23 protein-coding genes and 7 tRNA genes are annotated in these 25,353 nt (G+C 42.1%); 9 read left to right on the top strand and 21 right to left on the bottom strand.

From position 1 onward, the window contains the following. Positions 1 to 73 precede the first annotated feature (73 nt). The 7 genes from N483_RS22550 to N483_RS22520 all read right to left on the bottom strand — a co-directional run bounded on the left by N483_RS22550 (position 74) and on the right by N483_RS22520 (position 1,003). Positions 74 to 149, bottom strand: a tRNA-Thr gene (locus tag N483_RS22550). Between the two features lie 12 nt (positions 150 to 161). Continuing rightward, positions 162 to 237, bottom strand: a tRNA-Phe gene (locus N483_RS22545). 154 nt (positions 238 to 391) lie between these two features. After that, positions 392 to 467: transfer RNA gene (locus tag N483_RS22540), tRNA-Thr, on the bottom strand. Positions 468 to 478: 11 nt separating this feature from the next. Continuing rightward, positions 479 to 554 (bottom strand) — tRNA-Phe (locus tag N483_RS22535). Between the two features lie 79 nt (positions 555 to 633). Continuing rightward, positions 634 to 709 (bottom strand) — tRNA-Phe (locus N483_RS22530). A gap of 129 nt (positions 710 to 838) precedes the next feature. Next, positions 839 to 914, bottom strand: a tRNA-Thr gene (locus tag N483_RS22525). A 13-nt stretch (positions 915 to 927) separates the two neighbouring features. Next, positions 928 to 1,003 (bottom strand) — tRNA-Phe (locus tag N483_RS22520). A gap of 253 nt (positions 1,004 to 1,256) precedes the next feature. Here N483_RS22520 and N483_RS22515 point away from each other — a divergent pair. Further along, complete coding sequence (locus N483_RS22515; RefSeq protein WP_023399619.1) at positions 1,257 to 4,244, top strand: hybrid sensor histidine kinase/response regulator; 2,988 nt, start codon at positions 1,257 to 1,259, stop codon at positions 4,242 to 4,244. A 52-nt stretch (positions 4,245 to 4,296) separates the two neighbouring features. Here N483_RS22515 and N483_RS22510 read toward each other — a convergent pair whose 3' ends face one another. The 4 genes from N483_RS22510 to N483_RS22495 all read right to left on the bottom strand — a co-directional run bounded on the left by N483_RS22510 (position 4,297) and on the right by N483_RS22495 (position 7,846). Beyond that, the gene (locus N483_RS22510; protein WP_023399618.1) at positions 4,297 to 4,476 is read right to left on the bottom strand and encodes a hypothetical protein; all 180 of its coding nucleotides are present in this window, start codon (positions 4,474 to 4,476) and stop codon (positions 4,297 to 4,299) included. 184 nt (positions 4,477 to 4,660) lie between these two features. Continuing rightward, positions 4,661 to 5,791, bottom strand: coding sequence for a sodium ion-translocating decarboxylase subunit beta (locus N483_RS22505; RefSeq protein WP_023399617.1), 1,131 nt, complete (start codon positions 5,789 to 5,791; stop codon positions 4,661 to 4,663). Positions 5,792 to 5,802: 11 nt separating this feature from the next. Next, a complete protein-coding gene (gene oadA, locus N483_RS22500; RefSeq protein WP_023399616.1) occupies positions 5,803 to 7,590 on the bottom strand; it encodes a sodium-extruding oxaloacetate decarboxylase subunit alpha in 1,788 nt (595 codons plus the stop codon). A gap of 10 nt (positions 7,591 to 7,600) precedes the next feature. Continuing rightward, positions 7,601 to 7,846, bottom strand: a complete 246-nt coding sequence (locus tag N483_RS22495; RefSeq protein WP_023399615.1) for an OadG family protein — start codon at positions 7,844 to 7,846, stop codon at positions 7,601 to 7,603. A 503-nt stretch (positions 7,847 to 8,349) separates the two neighbouring features. Between N483_RS22495 and N483_RS22490 the strand changes: the two genes are divergently transcribed. Next, complete coding sequence (locus tag N483_RS22490; protein WP_036976319.1) at positions 8,350 to 8,820, top strand: YcxB family protein; 471 nt, start codon at positions 8,350 to 8,352, stop codon at positions 8,818 to 8,820. 48 nt (positions 8,821 to 8,868) lie between these two features. On the opposite strand, the gene csrA is transcribed toward N483_RS22490, so the two are convergent. From csrA to N483_RS22460, 6 genes are all read right to left on the bottom strand, one after another. Continuing rightward, the gene (csrA, locus tag N483_RS22485) at positions 8,869 to 9,057 is read right to left on the bottom strand and encodes a carbon storage regulator CsrA (RefSeq protein WP_023399613.1); all 189 of its coding nucleotides are present in this window, start codon (positions 9,055 to 9,057) and stop codon (positions 8,869 to 8,871) included. Positions 9,058 to 9,147: 90 nt separating this feature from the next. After that, entirely contained in the window at positions 9,148 to 10,368 is a 1,221-nt protein-coding gene (locus N483_RS22480; RefSeq protein WP_023399612.1) for an aspartate kinase, read from the bottom strand. 3 nt (positions 10,369 to 10,371) lie between these two features. Beyond that, positions 10,372 to 12,975, bottom strand: a complete 2,604-nt coding sequence (gene alaS / locus N483_RS22475) for an alanine--tRNA ligase (RefSeq protein ID WP_023399611.1) — start codon at positions 12,973 to 12,975, stop codon at positions 10,372 to 10,374. Between the two features lie 59 nt (positions 12,976 to 13,034). Next, the gene (locus N483_RS22470) at positions 13,035 to 13,496 is read right to left on the bottom strand and encodes a regulatory protein RecX (RefSeq protein WP_023399610.1); all 462 of its coding nucleotides are present in this window, start codon (positions 13,494 to 13,496) and stop codon (positions 13,035 to 13,037) included. Continuing rightward, a complete protein-coding gene (locus N483_RS22465; RefSeq protein WP_023399609.1) occupies positions 13,496 to 14,308 on the bottom strand; it encodes a BPSS1780 family membrane protein in 813 nt (270 codons plus the stop codon). The genes N483_RS22470 and N483_RS22465 overlap by 1 nt, the downstream gene beginning before the upstream one ends. A 187-nt stretch (positions 14,309 to 14,495) precedes the next feature. Further along, a complete protein-coding gene (locus N483_RS22460; protein WP_023399608.1) occupies positions 14,496 to 15,122 on the bottom strand; it encodes a GTP cyclohydrolase II in 627 nt (208 codons plus the stop codon). 175 nt (positions 15,123 to 15,297) lie between these two features. Here N483_RS22460 and N483_RS22455 point away from each other — a divergent pair, with 175 nt between their 5' ends. The 3 genes from N483_RS22455 (at position 15,298) to N483_RS22445 (ending at position 18,498) form a co-directional block, all read left to right on the top strand. Then, positions 15,298 to 16,515 carry a hypothetical protein gene (locus tag N483_RS22455; RefSeq protein WP_023399607.1) on the top strand — a complete coding sequence of 406 codons (1,218 nt, stop codon included), beginning with the start codon at positions 15,298 to 15,300 and terminating at the stop codon, positions 16,513 to 16,515. Beyond that, a complete protein-coding gene (locus tag N483_RS22450) occupies positions 16,515 to 16,949 on the top strand; it encodes a hypothetical protein (RefSeq protein ID WP_023399606.1) in 435 nt (144 codons plus the stop codon). Before N483_RS22455 ends, N483_RS22450 begins: the two co-directional genes overlap by 1 nt. A 127-nt stretch (positions 16,950 to 17,076) precedes the next feature. After that, positions 17,077 to 18,498 (top strand): sensor domain-containing diguanylate cyclase, encoded by a 1,422-nt coding sequence (locus N483_RS22445; protein WP_231105490.1) that lies wholly within the window; start codon positions 17,077 to 17,079, stop codon positions 18,496 to 18,498. Here N483_RS22445 and N483_RS22440 read toward each other — a convergent pair. After that, positions 18,495 to 19,001, bottom strand: coding sequence for a DUF3087 domain-containing protein (locus N483_RS22440; protein WP_023399604.1), 507 nt, complete (start codon positions 18,999 to 19,001; stop codon positions 18,495 to 18,497). The genes N483_RS22445 and N483_RS22440 overlap by 4 nt on opposite strands. 114 nt (positions 19,002 to 19,115) lie before the next feature. Here N483_RS22440 and N483_RS22435 point away from each other — a divergent pair, with 114 nt between their 5' ends. The 3 genes from N483_RS22435 to N483_RS22425 all read left to right on the top strand — a co-directional run bounded on the left by N483_RS22435 (position 19,116) and on the right by N483_RS22425 (position 21,033). Continuing rightward, positions 19,116 to 19,760, top strand: a complete 645-nt coding sequence (locus tag N483_RS22435; protein WP_023399603.1) for an energy transducer TonB — start codon at positions 19,116 to 19,118, stop codon at positions 19,758 to 19,760. A gap of 92 nt (positions 19,761 to 19,852) precedes the next feature. Further along, positions 19,853 to 20,410, top strand: a complete 558-nt coding sequence (locus tag N483_RS22430; RefSeq protein ID WP_023399602.1) for a sigma-70 family RNA polymerase sigma factor — start codon at positions 19,853 to 19,855, stop codon at positions 20,408 to 20,410. After that, on the top strand, positions 20,407 to 21,033 hold the full coding sequence (locus N483_RS22425) for a hypothetical protein (protein ID WP_023399601.1): 627 nt from the start codon (positions 20,407 to 20,409) through the stop codon (positions 21,031 to 21,033). Before N483_RS22430 ends, N483_RS22425 begins: the two co-directional genes overlap by 4 nt. Here the strand turns inward: N483_RS22425 and N483_RS22420 are convergent. Next, on the bottom strand, positions 21,030 to 22,406 hold the full coding sequence (locus N483_RS22420) for a Na+/H+ antiporter NhaC family protein (RefSeq protein ID WP_023399600.1): 1,377 nt from the start codon (positions 22,404 to 22,406) through the stop codon (positions 21,030 to 21,032). The genes N483_RS22425 and N483_RS22420 overlap by 4 nt on opposite strands. Positions 22,407 to 22,702: 296 nt before the next feature. On the opposite strand from N483_RS22420, the gene N483_RS22415 reads away from it, so the two are divergent. Then, entirely contained in the window at positions 22,703 to 23,551 is an 849-nt protein-coding gene (locus tag N483_RS22415) for a MurR/RpiR family transcriptional regulator (RefSeq protein WP_023399599.1), read from the top strand. A gap of 18 nt (positions 23,552 to 23,569) precedes the next feature. Here N483_RS22415 and N483_RS22410 read toward each other — a convergent pair whose 3' ends face one another. Both N483_RS22410 and N483_RS22405 read right to left on the bottom strand, forming a co-directional pair. Then, positions 23,570 to 24,730 carry an exo-beta-N-acetylmuramidase NamZ domain-containing protein gene (locus tag N483_RS22410; RefSeq protein WP_023399598.1) on the bottom strand — a complete coding sequence of 387 codons (1,161 nt, stop codon included), beginning with the start codon at positions 24,728 to 24,730 and terminating at the stop codon, positions 23,570 to 23,572. A gap of 47 nt (positions 24,731 to 24,777) precedes the next feature. Beyond that, on the bottom strand, positions 24,778 to 25,032 hold the full coding sequence (locus N483_RS22405; protein WP_023399597.1) for a hypothetical protein: 255 nt from the start codon (positions 25,030 to 25,032) through the stop codon (positions 24,778 to 24,780). Positions 25,033 to 25,353 lie beyond the last annotated feature (321 nt).

Raw genomic sequence — 25,353 nt, 5'->3', positions numbered from 1 at the left:
CTCACTGAGGATTTTCAATACAACTCCAAACGGCTTACTAATGTAAGCTATCTGCCATGCTAATATGAAGAAGTGGTGCCGACTATCCGAGTCGAACGGATGACCTACTGATTACAAGTCAGTTGCTCTACCAACTGAGCTAAGTCGGCACACTAAAATAATGGTGCCCAGAGGCGGAATCGAACCACCGACACGAGGATTTTCAATCCTCTGCTCTACCGACTGAGCTATCTGGGCAAATAAATTTTCTTGTGTATCAAAACTCACTGAGGATTTTCAATACGATTCCAAAGGGCTCTACCGAATGAGCTATCTGGGCAAAAATTCTATTTTGAACGTTAAGTAGTCTTTAATACTATTTGGAAACGTTTTTTACTTCATATTGTATAAATGGTGCCGACTATCCGAGTCGAACGGATGACCTACTGATTACAAGTCAGTTGCTCTACCAACTGAGCTAAGTCGGCACACCAAATAATGGTGCCCAGAGGCGGAATCGAACCACCGACACGAGGATTTTCAATCCTCTGCTCTACCGACTGAGCTATCTGGGCAAAATCTTTATTAAGTTCAATACAGCTTTTCTTTAATAAGCTGAATTGATTAAATTCTTTGTTTTACATCTTTAAAAGATGGTGCCCAGAGGCGGAATCGAACCACCGACACGAGGATTTTCAATCCTCTGCTCTACCGACTGAGCTATCTGGGCAAACAGTTTTTGTGTATCAAAACTCACTTAGGATTTTTAATACAATTCCAAATGGCTCTAAAAATGAGCATTTTGAAATAATTTGGCTTATTGAATTCTGTGTTTCAATAGCACTCCACTTTTATTAAATGGTGCCGACTATCCGAGTCGAACGGATGACCTACTGATTACAAGTCAGTTGCTCTACCAACTGAGCTAAGTCGGCGCACCTTTAAAAATGGTGCCCAGAGGCGGAATCGAACCACCGACACGAGGATTTTCAATCCTCTGCTCTACCGACTGAGCTATCTGGGCGTGCGGCGTATTAAACGGGTTTTACCCTTTCAAGTCAACTATTTTTTTGCAATATAATTTGTTTGCGCACAATTCATGCAAAATCAACAAAAATGGGCTACTAAAGGCTGATTTTTATACTTAAATCCAATGTTAGAATAGTCACATCGCAATAATAAAGAAGTAAAAACGTAGAGAAATCATCCATTATAGGTGTTAGGATGTGAAGTTATTATAACGCTCGATTTGAAAGTTACTTGTTCGGACTATTTCAATGGAAAAATCTTCACAAGCACAGATCAAAGGTTTCGTGCCCCTGTTTGTTTTTATCACCTTAATAATTACTAGTATTGCTTCATTTGGGGCCTATCTTTGGCCGAAGAAAACGAATACAGTGGTACACAGTCAACCAGATCTTGCTCTACAAGCACAAGACTTAGCTGCGCCACTTAGCAACACGATGATGAAGCTTGGCTATAACTACGCCAAACAGATGCTAACATCGGTCAAAGCTGGTAACCCTAATATTGATGCTTATTTATATGCTGACAGCGGGATGGGAAAACCAAGTTTGGTTTTTCAATCTAGCGACACTCCTGTTGCACCAATTAAGCAACGCACTAAACTGACCATCGATGGGCAGGTTATTGTACATCAACCCCTCACTCTAGATGACATTCCAGTCGGTGAGCTTGTATTAGTATATAGCGAACCAAAAGTTGAAGTGGCAACATCTAACCCTCTTAGTTACGTATTTATTGTCATAGCATTGATACTAACAATTGGCTTTGCGCTGTTTTTGAAAAAACAAATCGTCGGCAAACTTGCTAAAGAATTAAAATTGCTGAATTCAGAGCTAGAACACCTCATAAGCAAAAAAGATTACGGCGTACATGTTACTGAACAGCTTAGTTTTGGCTTATCTGGCACAGCCATAGGAATAAACGCACTAATCAATCAGATCCGCGATATTATTAAAGGCAACAAAGCTTCTCAAAACGAATTAAGGCAGCTGCAAACCAGTTTAGAGACTGAGGTGCAAGCACGTACCCTAGCACTGGAAAAAGCTACCCTAAATGCTGAACGAGCCTCTGAAGCAAAAACAACGTTTTTAGCGACTATGAGCCACGAAATACGCACTCCAATGAATGGGGTAATTGGTACTATTGATTTGTTGCGCCAAACAGAACTGGACGGCGCCCAGCATCGTCTTACTACGATTATACGAGATTCAGCCTTCTCTTTGCTGGGAATACTGGATGATATTTTGGACTTTTCAAAAATTGAAGCCGGAAAATTACAAATAGATAGTAGTGCGTTTTCAGTATCAGAGACAATAGAAGAAGTTGCTCGTGTACTCTCTTCAGTTGCCAAAAAGCGTAAATTGGACCTCCAGCTGGCCATTGCACCAGATATACCAAGCAACTTAGTGGGTGATGCGGTGCGCGTGCGCCAGGTGTTGTACAACTTATGTAGCAACGCAATCAAATTCACGACAACAGATGAGAGTAGACAAGGCTTTGTCAAAATCTCTGTTGAAGTAGCACAGAATACTTCAGAGCACTACACACTGCGCTTTAAAGTGACCGATAACGGAAAAGGCATGACTCAAGCTCAGCTGAGGGAGATCTTTAACCCCTTCATTCAAGCTGAAGGGTCGATCACCAGAGAGTACGGCGGCACAGGCCTTGGTCTATCTATCTGTAAGAGCTTGGTAGAACTAATGCTCGGGTCAATCAATGTTAATTCTGACATTGGCATGGGTAGTGAGTTTATCGTGGAGCTACCATTTAGTATCAGTGGCAAAGTCGAATACGCTAATAAGGGTGTATTGGCGGGCAGAAAAGTGGTGACCTTTACCCACAACCCTAATCGCCGTGCGATATTGGCGCGATACTTGTCGTTTATGGGCGCAAATTCAGCGATCGTTGTCGACCCAAGTGAAATTGATGAACACCAATACGAACAGGATGTGGTGTGGGTACTTGATGGGCTTGATGGCATGGAAAAAGTCAACCAGCAATTGAGAGACCTACTATATTCAATTGAACACAATAACCAGCAAGTGATTGTACTGAGCACCATGGATGAGTCAGCTTTAAATCACGGCCACATATTTTACCTCAATGCCGCACCGCTTTGTAAAACAAGTTTCATGACCGCAGTGCTAGTTGCCGTTGGTTTACACCAACCTAAACAACTTAAGCCATCGCGTACCATGAACAGTTACTTGAATACGGAAGATGCTAAAGCTGAAAACAAATTAGTACTGTTAGTTGAAGACAATGTCTTAAACCAGCAAGTTCTGACCGATCAGTTGCACTTATTAGGTTATGGTGTTGAAGTAGCAGAAAACGGCGAAGAAGGCTTGAAGATGTGGCAACAAGGTCATTATGCAGTTGTATTAACAGACTTACATATGCCGAAAATGTCAGGCTACGATATGGTTACCAAAATCAGAGATATTGCAGAGCAATCTCCTGACATCAATGCGCAGCCTTATATAATAGCAATTACAGCCAATGCACTGAAAGGTGAGCGAGATCGCTGCTTGGCATCAGGAATGAACGACTATATCACTAAGCCTGTTGAGTTAAACGTCCTTGAAGCAACCTTAGAAAAGTGGCAAAACGCTTCTGGCAATCGCTCTGAGCAACCAACTCAGTCTGCGCCAGTGCAACTTGATGCGAGCCCTAAAGCAAATCAGCCTGTAATCGCGTCTGACGATCAAGTTCAAGTTGATACTACGGCAAACCCAGCCTTCCAAGACGATGTGGTTGTGCCACCTCAAGAGCCGACCATGACCGTGGATATGCACAGCTTTACTCCAGAAAATAGCGATCCGAAAATGACACTCGAAGATCAGCCTCCAGCTATTTCAGAAGACGAGATAGGCAACGGATCTGTGGATGAGCCCCCCATTAACATGGAGCAGCTAAACAAATACGTAAATGACGACAGCGCAAAACGACTGCGCTTCTTTAGAATGTATTTAGAGCAAAGCAGTGAATTAGCTCGTGATATTAATGGCGCGGTCATTTCATCTAGCCAAAGTGAAATCATTGAAGCATGTCACCAGCTTAAGTCTATCTCGCGTACTATTGGTGCTGAACAAGTTGCGTTAATTGCAGAGAAATTTGAAGCTAAATGTAAAGAAGAGGAAATGAGCAGTGATCAGCTGATCCAATTACGAGATGAGCTTGAAGAGTCTTATATGAAAGCGACTGAGTTTATTCAAAAGTACTTACAAGCAGCTAACTAATGACAAACCTGCAGGCAAAGTCACATTGTGGCTTTGCCTGTCTTTATGTCACTTAGCCTTGTGACATCGAATGGATAATATTTACAACTACCCCCAACATCGCCAAAGGAATTATATACTTACCATACTTCTGTGCTTTATCTAGTCCCATTTTTCCCTGATACTTTTCAAGTAATGGGATCAAAATAACCAAGGCAACCACTAAACATACCAATATCACAATTATATTCACGTTAATCCCTAATTTTCTGTCGTCTCACTCCGTTATACCACGGACATGGCAAATTGACCCGAAATTTAGTTAAACCGTCTCGTGAGGTAGTTAATGAAGTATGATTGAGTGTTCGGATCAGGACTAGATGTAATAATAAAGAAAAATGTGGGGCAGATGCCCCACTAAAGGTTGGAGAGTGTTGTTAATTCACCAGCGCAAGTAATATCCCCGCAGCGACAGCACTGCCGAGTACTCCTGCTACATTAGGCCCCATTGCATGCATCAGAAGAAAGTTATGTGGGTTTGATTCAAGGCCAACTTTGTTCACCACCCGCGCCGCCATTGGGACCGCCGATACACCAGCCGCCCCAACCAACGGATTGATAGGATTAGAGGAAACACGATTCATGATTTTTGCCATGTATACACCAGATGCAGTCCCGATGCTAAATGCAAGTGCACCCAATACCAAAATCCCCAGAGTCTCTACCGTTAAGAATTGATCTGCCGCCAATTTTGAGCCTACCGCCAAACCAAGGAAAATCGTGGTTATATTGATGAGCTCATTCTGTGCGGTGTTGCTAAGCCTATCCACTACACCTGATTCACGCATTAAGTTGCCTAAACAGAACATGCCGACTAGTGGCGCTGCAGCAGGTAAAAACAATAGTGTTAATGCTAATACCATCAAAGGAAAAAGAATCTTCTCTCTTTTTGAAACTGCTCTCAATTGCGGCATCGCAATACTGCGCTCTTCATCAGAGGTAAGCCATCTCATAATCGGAGGCTGAATAATTGGCACCAAAGCCATATAAGAGTATGCAGCCACAGCTATCGCTCCTAGTAATTCTGGCGACAACTTGGAGGCTAAGAATATAGCCGTTGGGCCATCGGCCCCACCGATAATCGCAATGGCTGAAGCGTCTTGTAAAGTGAACTCAAATCCTGGAATAAAGTTCAGCAAAATCGCGCCAAATAAGGTGGCAAAAATACCAAACTGCGCAGCTGCACCAAGCAACAACATACGAGGATTGGCGATCAGCGCACTAAAATCCGTAAGCGCTCCAACCCCCATAAAAATGAGCAGAGGAAAAATCCCACTGTCTATCCCAATATAGTACACATAGTAAAGTAACCCGCCTGGTTCAGATAAAGCTGCAACCGGGATATTCGTTAAAATAGCGCCAAACCCAATCGGCACAAGTAGCAGTGGTTCGAACTTCTTGGCAATAGCCAAATACAGCAAACCACAACCCACCGCTATCATAGACAGTGCGGGGAAAGACAAGTTAGCGACACCCGTTGCTTGCCATAAATTCAATAACCCTTCCATCTCACAAACTCCTATGCCATCTCAATAATGGCGTCGCCAGCAGAGACCGAGTCACCTTCTGAGACCAAAATGTCGGCAATTTTGCCATTAGATGTGGCACGAACTTCAGTTTCCATTTTCATCGCTTCCATGATCAGAACCACATCTCCTTGCACCACATCATCACCAGGCTTTGCGTGCACCTTAAAAATATTACCGGCCAGAGGGGCGTTTAGGGTTTCACCTGAACTTACAGATGCAGACTGTGGCATTAACTCGCTGTCTTTAACAGCAACTTCCTGAAGCTGTCCGCCAGCGGATACTTCCACATCATACACTTTGCCATCGACTCTGACGCTGTAACGCTCATTCTCTTGTTTTGAGCGAACAGGCGCAGCTTGTTTTACTACATTTTCCGTAGCGGTATTGACGACCAAGCTCGGATTTGGCTCAAATGCCTCTGGGTTATATCTATTTTTTAAGAATTTTAAGCCGATTTGAGGAAACAAAGCATAAGTCAATACATCATCAACCACAGACTCTGCAAGTTCGATCCCGTCTTCTTTAGCCTTCGATAACAAGTCAGCCTCTAAGCTGTCCATTTCTGGCTCGATTAGGTCTGCAGGCCTACACGTAATAGGCTCTTGGCCATCAAGCACACGAGCGCGTAATTCTTCGTCAACAGGAGCTGGCGTCTCACCATACTCTCCTTTTAATACTCCCGACGTTTCTTTGGTAATGGTTTTATAACGCTCACCGGTTAACACATTGAGCACAGCTTGCGTTCCAACTATTTGAGACGTCGGTGTAACCAAAGGAATAAACCCAAGATCTTTACGTACATGAGGTATCTCACTCAATACCTCATCCAATTTATCTCCGGCACCTTGCTCTTTGAGCTGGTTTTCCATATTGGTCAACATACCGCCGGGTACTTGTGCAGACAGAATACGGCCATCCACGCCTTTTAGGCTGCCTTCAAAGGCCGCATACTTTTTACGTACGTCTCTAAAATAAGAAGCTATCGATTCGAGTTGATCTAAATCCAATCCCGTGTCTCGTTTCGTGCCTTCCACAATTGAGACAAGTGTCTCCGTCGCACTGTGACCGTATGTCATACTCATTGATGAGATCGCGGTATCTAACATATCAATACCTGAATCAATGGCTTTTTGATACGTCGCGGTACTTAACCCGGTCGTCGCATGACACTGCATCGCAATTGGTACCGATACGGTACGTTTGAGCTCAGAAATTAAAGTTTCAGCATCGTATGGATTGAGTAACCCTGCCATGTCTTTAATACAAATTGAGTGACAGCCCATTTCTTCCAACTGCTTTGCCTGTTTCAGCCAACTCTCAAGGTTATGTACTGGGCTTACCGTATAAGAAATAGTACCTTGCGCATGCGCGCCGACTTTAATTGCCGCGCGAATGGCTGTTTCAAGGTTGCGAACGTCATTCATCGCGTCAAAAATTCTAAACACATCGACGCCATTTTGATGTGCTCGCGTAACAAACTTTTCAACTACGTCGTCTGCATAGTGACGGTACCCCAGCAGATTTTGACCACGTAATAGCATCTGCTGTTGCGTGTTTGGCATCGCCTCTTTGAGCGCGCGGATCCGATACCAGGGATCTTCACCAAGATAACGAATACACGCATCAAAAGTCGCGCCCCCCCATGACTCCACTGACCAATAGCCAACCTTATCAAGCTCTTCTGCGATAGGTAACATATCTTCAAGGCGCATACGCGTCGCTAATAAAGATTGGTGAGCATCTCTGAGGACTAATTCTGTGAGTTTTAGTTTTGACATGAGATACCCCTTAGTTGTTTTGTCTAAATTGAGAAACTGCAGCGCTGATCGCCGCGATATGTGCCGCAGGCACGCCTGTTGATGTAGACTTTGTCGAAGGCTTCTTGACGTTAGGTTGCTCCAACTCTTGCCCTGTTGCAGCAAACTTTGACAAAGCCTTTACCGCAAAGATCAGAATAGATAAAAATAAAAACACACCAATCATGCCAGTTAACATAAGATTGGCAGCCTGCGCTAGCAATTCGCTGATTTCCATCTCCGCCCCCTTAGTTGTTATTTATTTGTTTACACCTACCCATTTAAGGAAATAGATAGGCAACTTTTGTAAATATTTATTCAACCATCATATCAAACAAACACTTCATGTAAAGCGCGTTGTAAATTGGTATTACCAATAATGTTTTTTGTATTCATTTCACACACTTATTGAACAATGATGGTAAACCAACCCCAACTTTGCCAAATAAATATGAAAAATACTCAAGATATATAGACTAAATAACGATAAGCTATTACTTAATTACGACACAACAGCTCCATTATTAACCGACAAATAATTGGTCTTACCTATATAGCAAGTTCAAATTTTGCAACAGGAGTAAATACTCTTAAATTCAGTTTGAGTTACCATAAACAGTGACTTAAGTACGGATATAGGGGCAATTTAATGATGTTTTATTACAGCAGCACTTGCGTTGAATTTTGAGATTCAAACGCGGGACTGAACATCGTATAATTGAGGATTAGCCAACTTGAGGAATACTCGTGTTTCATAGTGAATTCACGCTAGATAAGCAATATTTTCAGGAATGCTTTGATGAATCTGTGTCATTTAGCCAACATCATAAGCCCAAATACGGCCTGATTGGTTTTTTACTGATATTAGGCTCTGTATCTCACTACCTACTTGAACAAGCCTATTTAGGAAACTTTTTGTTTGTACTTGCAGTAATAGAAGGTGTTTCATTCTATTATCGACGTCCTTGGTGGGTCGCTAGACAAATGTTGAGCAGAGCCAGTGGCTCAAAGGTTGTTTTAGAAATTAGCGAACAGGGGATCAACGCACATAACCCTTATCGAGCTTTTCAACTCCAATGGCAAGATATAGATAACGTCATAGAGACGGAAAAAGGCATTTTATTGGAGCATGGCAAGTATCGCCAATACATATCTAGACAGGCACTGGATAATGAAGCTTATGCATTTATTTTTCAGCAGACAAAAAAATAGCCACGTATAAGTGGCCATTTCTCGAACATTAGTAACATGTTATAACAGTTACATATTACCTGTCGGATTAGATTTTTCCGCTTGAATTCTCATGTAGATTTCTTCACGGTGTACCGAAACGTCTTTTGGTGCGTTTACGCCGATACGAACCTGATTTCCTTTTACACCAAGTACCGTTACTGTCACTTCATCACCAATCATCAGGGTTTCGCCTACACGGCGAGTTAGAATTAGCATTCTCTTGCTCCTGTTATTCCAAAATTTAAAAGATTCCGCGTCAAGTTCATTTTAATTAAAAGTTCATGTAAAAGTAAGCAAAATTATTGCTTAATCACGACTTTCTAAGCTAAATGCACTATGAAGTGCTCTTACAGCCAGCTCTAAATAGCGCTCTTCTACCAAAACTGAGATTTTTATCTCTGAGGTCGATACTAAAAGCGTATGAATATTTTCGTTAGCCAACGCATCAAAGAATATGCCTGCGATGCCAGAGTGAGACTTCATTCCTACACCCACAGCAGAGATTTTTGCAACTTCTGCATTGCCCTCGACACACGAAGCACCCAATGCGACTAAATTGCTATTTAATACATCTAACGCTTGTGCATACTCGTTGCTGTGTACAGTTAAAGCATAGTCTATTTTGCCAACTTGATGATTAATTTGACTTATCATGTCCACTTCAATATCAAACTCAGCCAAAAGACACAGAACTCTGGCTAAAGAGCTTGGGTTTTCAGGAACTTGACGAACAATCAACAAAGCTTCATCTTTTTGATATGCAATGCCTGATACAGTTCTACTTGTCACTTTTGGTTCCTCGTAGCTAATTAATGTGCCAGAATCAGGCTTAAAAGTTGATAAAACCCTCAACGGTAAGTTATACCTACCAGCGGCTTCGACAGATCTTATTTGCAACACCTTTGCGCCCAAGCTAGCTAACTCCAGCATTTCCTCAAAGGTAATTTGCTCCATGCGCTGTGCTCGAGGCTCAATTCTTGGATCCGTGGTATAAACACCATCAACATCGGTATAGATTTGACATTCATCTGCTGAAATTGCAGCGGCAATTTCAACTGCGGAAGTATCGGTGCCACCACGACCTAAAGTTGTTATATTGCCTTCAGTATCACGCCCTTGAAACCCTGCGACAATTGCAATACGGTTGTGCTCTAGCTCTTGCTGTAAGCGATCGACATCAATATCATGTATCCGCGCTTTACCAAAAACATTGTCTGTTTTAATGCCGATTTGATCTGCTAATAAGCTCACGGCGGAATGCCCTCGCTTGACGATTGCCATTGCCAGCAAAGCAATAGAAACCTGCTCCCCTGTCGTTAACAAGACGTCTAACTCTCGTGCACTCGGTCGATCATCAATCTGCTTTGCAAGAGACAATAATCGATTGGTCTCACCTGACATTGCCGACACCACAACAACGACTTGATGTCCCTGCTGTTTAGCTCTAATAATCAGTTCGGCAACGGCCTCAATTCGCTCAATAGAGCCAACTGAGGTGCCACCAAACTTCTTTACAATTAATGCCACAAGTTATTGAGTTTTCTCATTCAACCATACAGGAACACTGGCCAGTGCCGCTTCCAAGTTTTCAGGTTGAGAGCCACCAGCTTGTGCCATATCAGGGCGACCACCGCCCTTGCCACCTACTTGAGCAGCCATATGGTTAACCAGCTCTCCGGCTTTTACCTGACCGGTTAAGTCTTTAGTCACACCAGCAATTAAGCTGACTTTGTCGCCATTAGCAACACCTAAGGCAATAACCCCTGAGCCCATCTTATTCTTAAGATCATCAACCATGCCACGCAGTGCTTTTGACTCAGTGCCGGCTACGTTGGCAACAAGCAGCTTGATGCCATTTACATCTACTGCAGATTCGATTAGCGACGCACCAGCTGCACTTGCAAGCTTATCATTTAACTGACTTACTTGTTTTTCAAGGCCTTTAGCTTTTTCGATTAAGGCTGCTACTTTTTCAAGTGCACTTGTACTATCGCCTTTCACTAGTGCAGCAATATCTGCAAGCGCTTTCTCTTGCTCCGCAACATAATTCACAGCATCTTCGCCCGTGACGGCCTCGATTCGACGCACGCCAGCTGCAATACCACCTTCAGATACGATTTTTAAGAAGCCAATATCACCAGCGCGTTCTACGTGTGTACCACCACATAATTCGATTGAATAGTCGCCAATCGATACAACGCGCACTTCATCGTCATACTTTTCACCAAATAGGGCCATTGCACCTTTGGCTTTCGCATCATCGATATCCATTAACTCAGTATTCAACGCAAAGTTCGCACGAATTTCATCGTTTACTGCAGTTTCAATCTCGCGAAGCTGATCTTTGGTCACACCTTCAAAATGTGAGAAGTCAAAACGCAACTTATCAGCCATCACAAGCGAGCCTTTTTGCGCGACGTGATCACCTAAAATTTGACGCAATGCTTCGTGCAAGATATGCGTTGCAGTGTGGTTTTTCTTGATGCGTTCACGACGCTCAGCATCAATTTGAGCATCTACTTTGTCGTTAATACCTAGGCGACCTGTCACATAACCATGGTGCGCAAATGCATTGCCCAGTTTTTGTGTATCTGTTACGACAAATTCGCCACCAGACACTTTTAAAATACCTGTGTCACCAACCTGACCACCTGACTCTGCGTAAAATGGTGTGCGGTCAAGTACGACGATGCCTTTTTGCTGATCGGCTAGCTCTGAAACACTTTCACCTTCAGCAAACAACTCAACCACAGTGCCGCTATATTGAACAGAGCTATATCCTTTAAAGTCTGTGACTTTTTCAGATTTCAGCTGCTCATTATAATCAGCACCAAACTTACCCGCTTGCTGTGCCTGCTTACGCTGCGCTTCCATAGCCGCTTTAAAACCGCGCTCATCAATAGTCATAAAGCGCTCACGTGCAACATCAGCTGTTAAATCAGCTGGGAAGCCGTATGTATCGTATAGCTTGAATACAAGATCACCAGGGATGACATCACCTTCAAGACCCGCTAAGTTTTCTTCCAAAATTGCTAAGCCACGATCTAATGTTTTCCCAAACTGCTCTTCTTCAATACGCAGTACTTTTTCGATGATTGCCTGTTGCTTGATTAGCTCAGGGTAGGCTTCACCCATTTGCGCTGCCAGTGCACCAACCAATTTATGGAAGAATGCCCCTTGCGCACCGAGTTTGTTACCATGTCTAACAGCACGACGAATGATACGACGTAGTACATAGCCTCGACCTTCATTTGAAGGCATAACACCATCGGCAATTAAAAATGCACATGAACGAATATGATCCGCAACAACGCGTAATGATTTGTCTTCTAAGTCTTGAGCGCCTGTTACTTCAGCAGTCGCTTTGATAAGTGCTTGGAATAAATCAATTTCATAGTTTGAGTGCACACCTTGCATAATCGCAGAAATACGTTCAAGACCCATACCTGTGTCAACAGACTGGTTTGGCAATGGTTCCATAGTGCCGTCAGCATGACGGTTGTATTGCATAAACACTAGGTTCCAAATTTCGATGAAGCGGTCACCATCTTCTTCTGGGCTGCCCGGAGGACCACCCCAAATGTGCTCGCCATGGTCAAAAAAGATTTCCGAACAGGGTCCACATGGACCTGTGTCACCCATTGACCAGAAGTTATCTGACGTATCAATACGAATGATACGATCAGCTGGTACGCCAACTTGGTTGGCCCAAATGTCATAAGCTTCTTCGTCGGTATGATATACGGTCACCAGCAGCTTTTCTTTTGGTAACTTAATCACATCAGTCAAAAACGCCCAAGCAAACTTAATAGCATCTTGCTTAAAATAGTCGCCAAAGCTGAAGTTACCAAGCATTTCAAAGAATGTATGGTGTCTTGCTGTATAACCAACATTTTCTAGGTCATTGTGTTTACCACCTGCACGAACACAGCGCTGTGAACTTGTTGCGCGGTTGTACGGACGCTTTTCAGCACCTAAGAATACATCTTTAAACTGCACCATACCTGCATTTGTAAACAGAAGTGTTGCATCATTACCTGGTACTAAAGAACTTGACGGCACCACTTGGTGGTGTTGTTTGGCAAAGAAATCTAAAAAGCTCTGCCTAATCTGTGCGGTAGTCATGTGCTGCATGTGATTATTTACCCTTTATTGCTGCTGTATGCTGATAACCACAAAGGAAGTTTTCGATTTCAACTTTCACTTTGCGATTGTATAGCAAAATCTATTTGGTCATAGCTAAAGCCTCGATACATCATGTATCTAACGCGCTTTGACCTTTCTTGATAGTCTAATTGTTTTGTTGAATAGCCGTATTTTTTCTCATATGTTTTCTGAGCAACGGCAAACCAATCAATTTCTCTTTCTTCGATGAGTTGCGTTAACTGCGCACGCGCAACGCCTTTGTTAGTGGCGTCCATCATTACTCGCTTCTCTCCTAGCCCCTTGGCTAGTTGACGGTTTAAATAACTCTCACAGTGTCTAGCGTCATCCAAATAACCAATGTCACATAACCACTCGATCAGCGACTCGGCATACTCGTCGCTGGCGCCTTTTTGCCTTAATTTTTGGCCCAGTAGTTTACGCGAATACTCTTGCCTAGATAACAACCAAACTGCGTAGTTTTTAAGTTTTTTCTGTTCTTTTTCATCCATTAGGCGTCAAACCGACCCGATTGCCCAATGTTATCTTGATGTTTGTCGCCTTGATCTGGTGTATTGTCATCTTGCGGACTTTGCGCTGCAAAAATCGCCTGAAACGAGACGAAAAAGCCAATATATACAATAGGCATGATGAACATGAGCGGGACAAGAGACAAAGGAGCTGAAGCAATCATAAGCAGCGCCACAATACCACCAAACACGGACAACGGTGCCATATTATAATAAAACACCTTTAAAGATTGCTTCATCGCATTCAAGATGTTTGCTTGCTCTTTGAAATATACCAGTGGTAACGCATAGGCGAAGGCCATCATTGCTAAAGACTGTAATACCACAAAAATTGCAATATCAGAGAAACTAATAGCTGCGGCGATTTGCGCGACAACCGATTCCATATCTTGCTCAGGCGAATGATTTTGCATGGCGCTGGTAATAGGCTCAAACAACAAACTCATTATCACCCCCAGAATTAAAGCAACTCCAAGCTGATACAAACCAAGACGGAATAAATTCAATCGACGCCCTTTCGCGGAAAATGGCTTTAGGATGTCAGCAAGCATAATTGATTTACCGGCTTGCAAATTGAGCGCCGCATTATAGAAGCCAACGGTTAAGAATGGCCCCGCAAGCGCGCATGCCATCTGAATTATCTTATTTTGCAGGATGAAAGGAAATAGCCCTACTATTACGATAAAGATGTACATCATCATAAAAGTTAAAGGTTGAGCTTTAAACACCGTCCATCCGGCTTTTAACCAACTCACCCCAAAACTCGCTTTAAATGTTCGAATTTCTGCTGACATAAATGACTAACTTAGTTATAAAACGGTTTAATTATACTGCTTCAAAAGAGTACTTGAAAGGAGGTTTACGACGCTTAATGGCACTAAATGCTACAAAAAAGCTAAATACGAAAATAAATTAGTAATTGACACGTGATTTGCCTTACCACAATAGGTTTAGTAATAAAGCAAATCATCATCAATCCAGCTATTTAGGCTTTTTGATTTCTTCCATATCAAGCATATGAGAGCCATGTTTAACTTTCGTTTCTAGGTAATTTCGATTCCCTGAGTCACCTGCTTTAACATGTGCTTGGGTTCCTACTACACTTTCAACTTCAATGCCGGCATTGCGCAAAGCATTTAGTTTACGTGGGTTGTTGGTCATCAGCTTCACATGATCCAGCCCCAACGCCTTGAGCATTAACACCGCATCGGAAAAGTCTCGCAAGTCGTCGTCAAACCCTAAGTGATTATTTGCTTCGTATGTATTCATACCTTGAGACTGCAGTACATATGCATCAATTTTGTTGTATAGCCCTATGCCTCTTCCTTCTTGACGAAGGTAAAGTAACACACCTCCACTTTGGTGCATCTCTTCGATACATTCATTGAGCTGTTCACCGCAATCACACCTAGATGAATGAAACACATCACCAGTCAAACACTCAGAGTGCATTCTAATCAACGGGATTTCTTGTTGGGAGTCTGCATTGTTAAAAACTAAAGCAACATGCTCTTCACCATCTTTCAACCCTTCAAAAGATACAATCTCTGCAGGAATATGACTACGCTGCCCTACATTCAGCTCAACTCTCGCTCTAACTTCAGCCACGACTTGAAAATACCTAATTTAAAAATGTGATAGTATCACAAATAATGATATATCTGTTTATATGGTGACAATCTTGCCATTTTACAAGTAAAAATACACAAAACTGGTAAATGTGTACATTAGCGCTAGTCTTTAATCACCAAGATAAATTGCGTGTCAAAATATTGAGTCGCTGATGAGGCTGTTTTTCCTGCTTTTTATATGTATACCTTTCCAAGCTGCAGCCGAGCAACTTAAGTTAGACGGGTTTGCAACGATCGGTTTAACAATCACAGATTCAAAAACCGCAGGGGTTAGGCAGCATATCTCACAACCTAACGCCACCTATGAAAATGAATTCGGATTTACCAACTCTTCCGCTGGTGGGCAAATAGAGTGGCAGGCAAATAGTAGCACCCAGCTTGTCGGTCAAGTAATTTTTAAAGACAATCAAGAACAAAACCTCGACAACATTATTCAAATGGCATTTTTACGTTATACACCCAATGCCAATTGGCAGGTTCGCTTTGGCAGAACCGGGCTTGATTTATTTATGATGACGGAACACAGAGACATTGGCTACACGTATACGTACGATCATCCCCCCACAGAATTTTACGCGATTGTCCCACACCAAAACTTAGATGGCGCAGATATAAAATATACCTATTCATTCTCTGAAGGCTTGTTTAGCAGTAAGTTCTTTATTGGTAGATCAACAGCGCCTATTGTGAGCGATGATAACTTTTTCTGGGACGTAGAATTAAAGTCATTGTTTGGACTGGTCTTGGAGTGGCAATCATATGATTGGACACTGAGAGCCAACTACACAGCGACGCAATCCGGCAATGAAAATGAACAACAAAAACAACTTAGAGCTGCGCTCGCGCAAATTCCTAATGAGATTTGGCCACAAAGACCCGCTTTACTTGAGTCACTCAATATTATTGGTAAGCGATTTAATTATTCCGCTCTTGGGGTCAGATATGACAATAGCCAGTGGTTTGCACAAAGTGAACTTTCTTATATTGACTCCAATTCACAAGTCTTAAAAGCCTTGACGGCCGGATATGCGAGTGTCGGCTTTTATTACAATAATCACACACTAATGACTACTTTTGCGCAAGTAAAGTCTAACAATACAACCCCACAGCGCCCGTTAATTTCCTCTGAACAGCTCGATTTACTTTATAACACGATTATTCGCCACACCAACTTTTATTTGGTTGACCAAAATACCTTATCTGTCACATTAAGAACCGAAATAAATGACTCTCTCGCGGTAAAAGTTCAACTAGAGCATACCGCTGTGGATAGTTTACCGTCTGCTTTTTATTTACATCGAGACTTAGAAAAAGGCAATTTCGACAACTCGTTCAATACATTAGGCATTAGCCTAAACTGGGTGTTCTAATGCTTCGCCCTCTACTGACTTTGCTTGTACTTATGCTGCTCACCTTTGACGCGCGGAGCAATGTACAGGAGGACATTGTCATTGTAGTTAACAAACACAACCCTATTGAGTACATCGAAAAACGTCAGCTTATTGATATGTACATGGGCAAATATTTGGCATTTCCAAACGGCCATATTGCTGTGACTTTGGATTATAAAAAAGAACATGCATTAAGAAGCGCTTTTTTCCTCGCATTGACCGGTCGCAACATTGCACAAATTAACGCCTATTGGTCTCGGGTTAAATTCAGTGGCAAAGCGTCGCCACCACAAGCATATCCGTCAATTGAAGCTATAATTGATAAGGTGGTAACAACCCCGAGTGCAATTGCTTATATTCCAGCAAGTGCTGTCACTGATGAATTGAAAGTAGTGTACCGTTTTGCTAAGTAAACAAAGTTTAATAATTCGGTTGATGTTGATATTGAGCTTTTCAACCTGCCTGTTCTCTGCCGTGTATGCTCACATATATTACAATTATATATTTGACACAGAGCTAGAGCACTCAGATGAAACTATCATGCAAATCAGTCAGACCATCTCTTCAACTGCATCAATTGCAGCGTACTTGGAGGACAAAGACTTAGCCAATGAAGTGGTGAATGGGTTAGTGAGCAATGACATTATCCAATCAGCTGCGTTGACAAATCAACACACGATTTTAGCAAAAAGCATCTTATTTTCTGAGCGTGAAGCTCGCACTTTTAGCCTACCAAACCCATTTATTTTACAAGAAAACATCGGCTTCATTCACGTGGTGCCCAACACTCAATACATACGGCAAAATGCTCGCAATATCGCATTTTCTTCAGTGCAAACCTTGCTCGTTGTGATTGTGCCAATGCTGATCATGTTTGCAGGGTTATCCTATGTGCTGATTTCGAGGCCTTTGGGGCATTTAAGTCAACAACTCACAAATATCATACCAGGCAGTGCACATCGTATTGATATAGAGACGGCACATGAATATACGGAAATCGGAAAAATAGGAAAAGGGATCAATGCAATGTTGAGCAACACGGAAATGCTATTTGAGCAAGAGCGAAGTTTACGTCTAGAGATAGAACAACTTGAAAAACGCTTCCGCCTCATGTTTGAGCGCAGTTCTTCCCCTACATTATTAGTACGTGAACACGGAGACGTTTCTTTAGTCAATGATGCCGCCAAAGACTTGTTGGCAGGTATGGGAGTAGACTGCCAAGAGCGCTTTCCTGACAACTTGGGACAATACTGCAAAACCCCAGATATTCTATACACCTTCACGGAGAACAGCATAAAACAAAAACAGGTGATGCAATCCGAGTTCGAGTTCACAAGCCCTCTAACATTATCTTCGGTGTGGTTAAGTATGATCATACTTAACACCGAAAGTGACGGTCAGTGGTACTTTCAAGTATTCCTCGCGGACATCACTTCACGCAAAACAATGCTCAATCAACTTAGCCATCGCGCTCAAAGAGACAGTTTAACTAGCTTATATAACCGATATGGAGCCGAACTAACTTTGCTTGGTTGGATTGATTCGGATATATCCTTTAGTTTATTACTTTTGGACCTTGATGAGTTTAAACCGATAAATGATATCTATGGGCATAACGCGGGAGACGAAGTACTTAAACACATTGCTAAAAATATATCCCACATAATCTCTAGCAATGATTTGGTATGCCGCTGGGGGGGAGATGAATTTGTCATCGCAATTAAAGAATTTAATAAACATAAAATCAATAATATTGCTCAGCAGCTACTAGAGGCCGTAAATATACCTACTCATTACGAGAGAAATGGACACCAAATAGAGCTGCAAGTTGGCGTGAGCATTGGAATTGCTCACTACCCAACCCATGCAGACAATCTAAAAAGCTTAGTTGAGTGTGCTGATGTCGCTATGTACTCGATTAAGAAAACATCGAAAAATCACTATACCTATTACTCAGCTTAGAAGTGACGCAATACTTGTTCACTGTATTGCTGAATGTCCAAAGTAACATTGTGCTGCTTTGCAAGATTGTCTAATTCAGCTTGCCATATCGACAGCTCTTCCATAGTTATCGTGTTGTCGTCCAATGTCCATAATTGGCGAGAGCCTGTGTAACTAAATTGCATAGCGAGCATAGCATTCACGTCCCCTTGCTGTGCTGCCTTTTTCAGTTTTGGCATTTTTCTGGTGACTTGATTGAGTGCTTGCTTAAGCTCCCAGACATAGACTACTTCCACCATAAATGGATGGTGTTTTATGCGCTTGAGCACGACAAAGATCACTATGCAGGTAAGCACTACTCCTGTCAGATTCCAATGGAAATGGCTTCCATCTGTGTCGGGAAATACATGAATAAGAAGTTGCGCTATACCTAAACTTCCAGCGGTTAAAGTCGCAATACAGGCCCCAATCACCCAGTTTAGGTGTTTTCTATATCTTGCTTTATCTATTTCTTGTAACTGCATCAAGGTTCCTCACGTTAGTTAATTCGCATTTTAATGACTAAAAATAAAAAAACTAAAATAAATCACCCCTTTTTTTGACCTAGCGCGTTTTACCTAGCAAAAGAGGGGAAAAATATGACTTTAACGATGATAGATGTAAAAACACACACTCCATACCGCGCACTAAATAAACTTGTTTTATCATTTATTAGCGCCATCTTAATTACATTTGCGTTATTTGCTTTTATGCAAAAATTGATTAGCCAAGAGCGTGTATTTGTTGCCGAGCCTGCTCCGGTTATTGATGTATTTATTTCACAAGACTTTGAAGATACGCCTGTAGAAACACGCAAAGTTTTGCCACCTCCGCCGAAAGCGACCCCAAAGGCACCACCTAAACCAACCGTCACCCCTTCCGTTACCGAAGGGGTATCACTAGATATCAACATAACCTCAGGTGTTAAGTCGACCCCGATACAAATGCAGAGTACTTTGCAGGTCAGCGACGCCGCGGCGGCCCCGATTGTGCGCATTGACCCTGCATACCCGGCCCCTGCAGCTCGTGACGGTGTTGAAGGCTGGGTACAATTGGCATTTAACATTTCGCCAACAGGGCAAGTTATTGACGCGCAGGTGGTTAATGCTGAACCAAAACGCGTGTTTAATCGTGCTGCATTAAAAGCGCTTAAACGATGGAAATACCGTCCCAAAATGGTCGATGGCAAACCAACTATTCAATACGGTCAGTCAGTTGTGTTAGAGTTTAACTTGAACAAGTAAGCGAAAATAAAAATAACGCGAGCCGCGCTATATCATTTGGGGCGGCGATCAAACACCTGTGTACATAGAGTTAAATTGAGCACGGAGAGACTATGCTACTTGCGATAAAAAACTGGTTCATCCAAGATAAAACCGAAGCACATGACCCCTTGCATGAATTTAAACGCAGTGGGGAGAATCGTTACATAGAGCAGGCGATTGATAATTTCAATCCTGACCTTTATCACTACCTATGTACACAAAGTGACCCGGAAACGGCCGAAGATATATGCCAAAAAACATGGCTCTCAATAGTTGAAAAAAGACAGTACTATCAGAGCAATAATACGCCAAAGGCTTACATCTTTAGGATTGCACGTAATGCCTTAGTAGATGAGTTTCGCCGGCAGAATAAATTTATGTGTGACGACAATGAAACAGAACTTAGTTCAGAGGTCGAAGACAGTAATTTCAACGCTGCCTGCTGCGAGCAACTTTATCGTGCGATTAAGCGCTTACCAATCGCACAAAAAGAAGCCATTTGTTTACAATTAGAAGGCTTTTCGCTAAATCAAATCGCTGAAATCACCACTGCGAATCCTGAGACTGTAAAGACACGATTAAGATATGCGAAACAGCAATTGAAAGAGACTTTAGGAGAGCCGAAATGAAAAATTCACAACACCAACTCAATGAGCTCCAACAAGCCTATTCAATTGCCAAACGACATAACAAGATGTCATCAAAACAGGTTCGTAAATTAAAAAGGTTAAGCCGCTTAGAAAACCGCAAACATACCCGACAGTTTTGGCTGAGAACAAGTCTATGGGCTAGCTCCTGTTGTGTATTAGCCCTAGTGGGCAGTCTGTCTTTGCAAAGTATCTTAAACGACTTTGAAACTTTCTTAGCGCAACTAGAACCCAATTCATTTTCATCGCAATACGATGTTGTTGAGACTCATAATATTGTTGAAGGCCAATATCAAACCACAATCGCACAACAAAAAGCACAATTGGATGACTCCCTAGCAGGATCGCAAGCAAAGCTCAATGAAGTCAGTCAGTTTTACGGTAAATTAGTGCACTCTGAGCGCGATGTTTGGTTTATTGCCGATTGCCAAAATCAAACACTGATTGAAGTACGTAAAAGTTTACTCGATGAATTAGGCGTACCCGATGACTTATCGGTTGCTTCGGATCAAGGGTTACTGTTGGCTTTGGGTAAAAATCAGTCGGGGCAGCTGGTTAGTATTACCGCCCCACCTTCTGGTAAAGCCTTGTATGCGTGTCCTTAAAGTAAAACAACACTGGCGACAAAAAAGCTCGCTAGTGCTAATGCGCCGCCAACAAGTGCATATGGAAGCTGAGTTTTAACATGGGTCAATAAGTCACACCCAGAGGCCAGTGCGGATACAGCACTGGTATCCGAAATTGGCGAGCAGTGATCGCCAAATATCCCACCACTTAAGATGGCGCCTACCACAAGTGAAGGAGGAAGGCCCAATGTCTGGATTAAAGGCACCCCAATAGGGATCAAAATCGCAAATGTTCCCCAGGATGTCCCTGTTGTAAATGACATTACGGCACCAGTTAAAAACAGTACGGGAACAATAAAGTAAATAGGCAAATAATCACCGACTATTTGCGCAACAAATACACCTGTACCGAGCTCTTTCAGACTTGCTCCAAGTGTCAATGACAGCAATACAATACTGACCAAAGGCAATAGCTCACCCATTCCCTTGAAGCCAATATCAACGAGTTGGTGATGCGTGAACTGTTTTTCTTTGAGCATTAGCACGTAAGCAACTGAACAAGCCAACACCGTTGCATACAGTACCGACTTGGAACCACTCCCGCTTGCCAGTACACCGCTCCCGGTCCAATACATAAACCCGATCATGCTCACAATCAGCGTAACAAGTGGTACAAGCATAAATCTAGCTTTGGTGGCGCTAGGTCCAGCATCAAGCTCCACTTCCTCGCGCTTGAGCTCTTCTTCAGCTTCTTTCATCGGGCCATGAACTTTGTCGAAAACAATGGTATATAAAACAATCAGCAATGTAATGATGGCATAAAAATTAAATGCCACACTGCCCCACAAAATACTGACCGGAGATTGAGCAAGCTCATAATTGCTTAGCAGCCCCAATACATAAGCGCCCCACCCATTGAGTAATATTAAAATACATACTGGTGCACTGGTACTGTCAATAATATATGCGAGGCGAGCTCGGCTCATTTTAAACTTATCAAATAGCCCGCGAGAAACTATCCCTGAAGTCAACACACTCATATTTGATTCAATAAATACCGCCGTGCCAGTAAACATTGTTAATAAGCCGACTTGCTTCTTATTTCGCGCAACACCGACCTGAGTCAATTTTTGTACCGTCGCTGACACCCCACCAGATTCACGAATAAAAGCGAGTAACGCGCCAATAACAATGCTAAAAATTAAGATACGGCTATTCCCTGGCGACGTTGCGACCCCAACGATTCGTTCGATACTATTGGTGAATGTCAAAAAAATAGACTGCCCTTCACCACTTATCACAAGTAATAATTCCGATGAAACAATGGCTAAAACTAAGGCTAAAATGACTTCTTTGCGCCAAAAAACAACCGCAATGGCAATGAGGGGGGGCAAGATTGAATACCAAGACATAGCTTTCCTTTTTTGTTTTGATTTAGATGAAAAGCACTGATTACAGTCGCTAAAGGGCATTAATTTACTCAAAAGCATCTTTGTATACGCGCAATTTATAAACATGTTAACTTAAACGCTAAAGCAAAAAAACTAGGTTTTTCGGGTATCTAAATTCACAATTGCAACAAAAATACCTCATCTAGAACCGCATAAATCAAAAAACGCAATAATATTCCGAAACAATCTATCGCAACGTTCCAATTGAACCTATAATATGGACAGTTTAAGTTAGTTTTAGTTACCAGGTGATCCTCATGTCTACTTTTGTAAAAATAAAGGCCTTGAAGCCTTCACTGTCGCAAAGTGAAGCTAAATTAGCGGACTTTACTTTAAAGTCAGGTTCAAAAATTCGAGGCCTATCTTCAATAGAGCTTGCAAAGTCAGCAGGCGTTAGCCAGTCAAGCGTTGTCAAGTTTGCCCAAAAATTAGGGTATAAAGGGTTCCCCGCTTTTAAATTGGCGGTTGTTGACGCATTAAATGAACAAACACAAGAAAATACCCCACTCTCTAATGAAATAGATCAAAACGACTCAATTGCGCACATTTCAGAAAAGCTAATCGCCAACCAACAAGCAACCTTAGTTGCAACCAGCAAGCTAAATAACCCAGAGTTGTTCGAGCAAGCAGTGCAAGCGATAAAAGGTGCAAAAAAAGTGATGGTATGTGCAATTGGCTCAACACATACCATGGCACAAGACTTAACCCTTAAGTTACAAAAGCTAGGTGTGTGTGCTGTTACTCATGTCGATGAATTGAGTGCTGCAAGCTACGTGGCGACAATGGGTAAAGACGACCTACTGATTTGTTTGAGTAACTCTGGCGTCGTAAAAAGCATGGTAAAACTTGCACAGCAAGCCAAAGTTAACGAATGCCAAATCCTTGCGCTAACACGTTATGGCCACAGTGAGTTGGCTAATTACGCAGATAACTGCCTGTACTGTATACAAGAAACAGAAGCAGTAAAACATTCGGCGGTACTGACACGTGCATCTTTAGGCTACCTTATTGATGTACTTTTCATTGCCCTTGCTCAATCAAACCTACATTGGCAACGCCGAGCTGATCGCTCCAATGAATACATGAGTGATATGTTAAATATCTAAGCTTGCCGTCAGAGTGCCCTATCTAGAATAAAGCAGATAAGGCGCTCTGCGCTTTTTAAACTCACTGACTTCCTGTTGAAAAATGGCTTCTATTTGATGAGCTTTCAATCCCTGCTCTACAGCTAATCTAACAATATCAGTACCAGCCAATTTATCTAAAAACTTAGGAGATGTGATAAATTGTTTGTTGCGTTGTTTAAATTCGTTGGACGCTTCAATAAACCAGCTTAAGTCAAACCCATTTAGACTGCTTTGCCTCAAGTCCTTCCCCCACACACTCTTTCCCTCTAGTTTTGGAAATCGTGCAGCACCAACAATAGAGCGTGGAGAAAACTTAAAGTCACCTAGCTGTACTTGGTCATGACCATAGACTTGAAAAGGAAAGTCAGTGCCTCTTCCAATTGACACTGCTGTTGCTTCAAACAGGCATAAAGAAGAATATAGATAGATAGACTGTTGATTTGGAAGGTTTGGACTAGGTGCAATTGGCAAAATATACTCATCCGAGGCTTGATAACTTTTCACTGCCACCACGTTCAAATCAAGCTTGTTCGGCCCCGACAACCATCCTTCTCCCACTATCATTTGAGCAAGCTCTCCGACGGTCATACCATGTAAAATTGGAATTGGATGCATTCCCACAAATGAGCTGAACTTTTTGTTCAATACAGGCCCATCAACAAAACGAATATTGGGATTTGGTCTATCCAATACAATGAACTTTTTTCGATAGTCTTTAGCCGCCTGCATCATATAGTGCATGGTACTAATATAAGTGTAAAAACGAACACCGACATCCTGAATATCGAATATCAACACATCTAGATCTTGCAAAGATTCCTTAGTTGGACGCTTCTGCTTTCCATAAAGTGAAACAATTGACAGGCCTGTTTTTACATCAAAGCTGTTGTCAATATGCGCGCCTGCATCCTGATCCCCCCGAAATCCATGCTCAGGAGAAAAAATTCGCTCGACCTTTACGTTGTTCGCAAGTAGAAAGTCAACTAAATGCATATCTGCCACACGAGATGACTGATTTACTACTAACCCAACACGTTTATTCTCAAGATAAGATAAGTACTTTTCGGGCTGTTGTGCACCTACCTCTATGGCAATTGCTATTTTTGTATGCAATACCAGTAAAATCAAAACACACAATTTGAGGTAGAAAAAATGCATAAACAGAGCGCCTCTTGGTTGATTAACTACTTGGGAAATATGCCTGATCACAACCCAAAAAAGAACCTTTTTTTAATCTTTACGTGCTCTTCAATTTGAATATTTTCTAATAAAAAGAATGGTTTCACACTATTTAGCTGTTGCAAAGATAAGGTCTTAAGTTTCAATGCAGCCAATATCTCATCTTGCTGTGAAGTTGCTTGTTTAAAGCCGCAATCTACAAACATTGTGCTTTCTTCATGCTTGAGCCTGATATTTCGGTATATCTGTGCTAACTGCTCTCCCGTATATGCCTCTTTCATAAGGTGCTCCTGAGTATAGATTCAAATTTAGACTAAATAGTAGGGCATACATTAAAAGTAAAATTGGACAAAAACGACATTGCGTATCCGTTACTGGCTTGGCTGCTATTGGGTAATGAAACAACAACATAACCAAGTAGGAAAAGTGTATCTCAACCCCCCTACCCAAACTCAAAGAGCGATTTTCTCAATGGCTAATTAATTAGTAAAAAGCTATGTTTCAGGCATAAAAAAACCGACTCTCGTCGGTGTTTATCTCATATTTTACCACTTTAGTGAGGTTATTTGAGTAAAGCATCATCTCAAAAGAGATGGCGGACG

The sequence above is a fragment of the Pseudoalteromonas luteoviolacea NCIMB 1944 genome (assembly GCF_001625565.1).
Lineage (GTDB): Bacteria > Pseudomonadota > Gammaproteobacteria > Enterobacterales > Alteromonadaceae > Pseudoalteromonas > Pseudoalteromonas luteoviolacea_F.
This window is presented reverse-complemented; position numbering and strand designations above follow the sequence as displayed.

Bases quoted from the DNA above. Each gene is read 5' to 3' on its own strand.
- N483_RS22415 (WP_023399599.1), top strand. From the start codon at position 22,703: ATGTCTACTTTTGTAAAAATAAAGGCCTTGAAGCCTTCACTGTCGCAA.
- N483_RS22425 (WP_023399601.1), top strand. From the start codon at position 20,407: ATGAAAAATTCACAACACCAACTCAATGAGCTCCAACAAGCCTATTCA.
- N483_RS22495 (WP_023399615.1), bottom strand. From the start codon at position 7,846: ATGGAAATCAGCGAATTGCTAGCGCAGGCTGCCAATCTTATGTTAACT.
- N483_RS22505 (WP_023399617.1), bottom strand. From the start codon at position 5,791: ATGGAAGGGTTATTGAATTTATGGCAAGCAACGGGTGTCGCTAACTTG.
- N483_RS22465 (WP_023399609.1), bottom strand. From the start codon at position 14,308: ATGTCAGCAGAAATTCGAACATTTAAAGCGAGTTTTGGGGTGAGTTGG.
- N483_RS22430 (WP_023399602.1), top strand. From the start codon at position 19,853: ATGCTACTTGCGATAAAAAACTGGTTCATCCAAGATAAAACCGAAGCA.
- N483_RS22515 (WP_023399619.1), top strand. From the start codon at position 1,257: ATGGAAAAATCTTCACAAGCACAGATCAAAGGTTTCGTGCCCCTGTTT.
- N483_RS22445 (WP_231105490.1), top strand. From the start codon at position 17,077: ATGCAAATCAGTCAGACCATCTCTTCAACTGCATCAATTGCAGCGTAC.
- N483_RS22455 (WP_023399607.1), top strand. From the start codon at position 15,298: ATGAGGCTGTTTTTCCTGCTTTTTATATGTATACCTTTCCAAGCTGCA.
- N483_RS22420 (WP_023399600.1), bottom strand. From the start codon at position 22,406: ATGTCTTGGTATTCAATCTTGCCCCCCCTCATTGCCATTGCGGTTGTT.
- N483_RS22470 (WP_023399610.1), bottom strand. From the start codon at position 13,496: ATGGATGAAAAAGAACAGAAAAAACTTAAAAACTACGCAGTTTGGTTG.
- N483_RS22450 (WP_023399606.1), top strand. From the start codon at position 16,515: ATGCTTCGCCCTCTACTGACTTTGCTTGTACTTATGCTGCTCACCTTT.
- N483_RS22410 (WP_023399598.1), bottom strand. From the start codon at position 24,730: ATGCATTTTTTCTACCTCAAATTGTGTGTTTTGATTTTACTGGTATTG.
- csrA (WP_023399613.1), bottom strand. From the start codon at position 9,057: ATGCTAATTCTAACTCGCCGTGTAGGCGAAACCCTGATGATTGGTGAT.
- N483_RS22405 (WP_023399597.1), bottom strand. From the start codon at position 25,032: ATGAAAGAGGCATATACGGGAGAGCAGTTAGCACAGATATACCGAAAT.
- oadA (WP_023399616.1), bottom strand. From the start codon at position 7,590: ATGTCAAAACTAAAACTCACAGAATTAGTCCTCAGAGATGCTCACCAA.
- N483_RS22435 (WP_023399603.1), top strand. From the start codon at position 19,116: ATGACTTTAACGATGATAGATGTAAAAACACACACTCCATACCGCGCA.
- alaS (WP_023399611.1), bottom strand. From the start codon at position 12,975: ATGCAGCACATGACTACCGCACAGATTAGGCAGAGCTTTTTAGATTTC.
- N483_RS22440 (WP_023399604.1), bottom strand. From the start codon at position 19,001: ATGCAGTTACAAGAAATAGATAAAGCAAGATATAGAAAACACCTAAAC.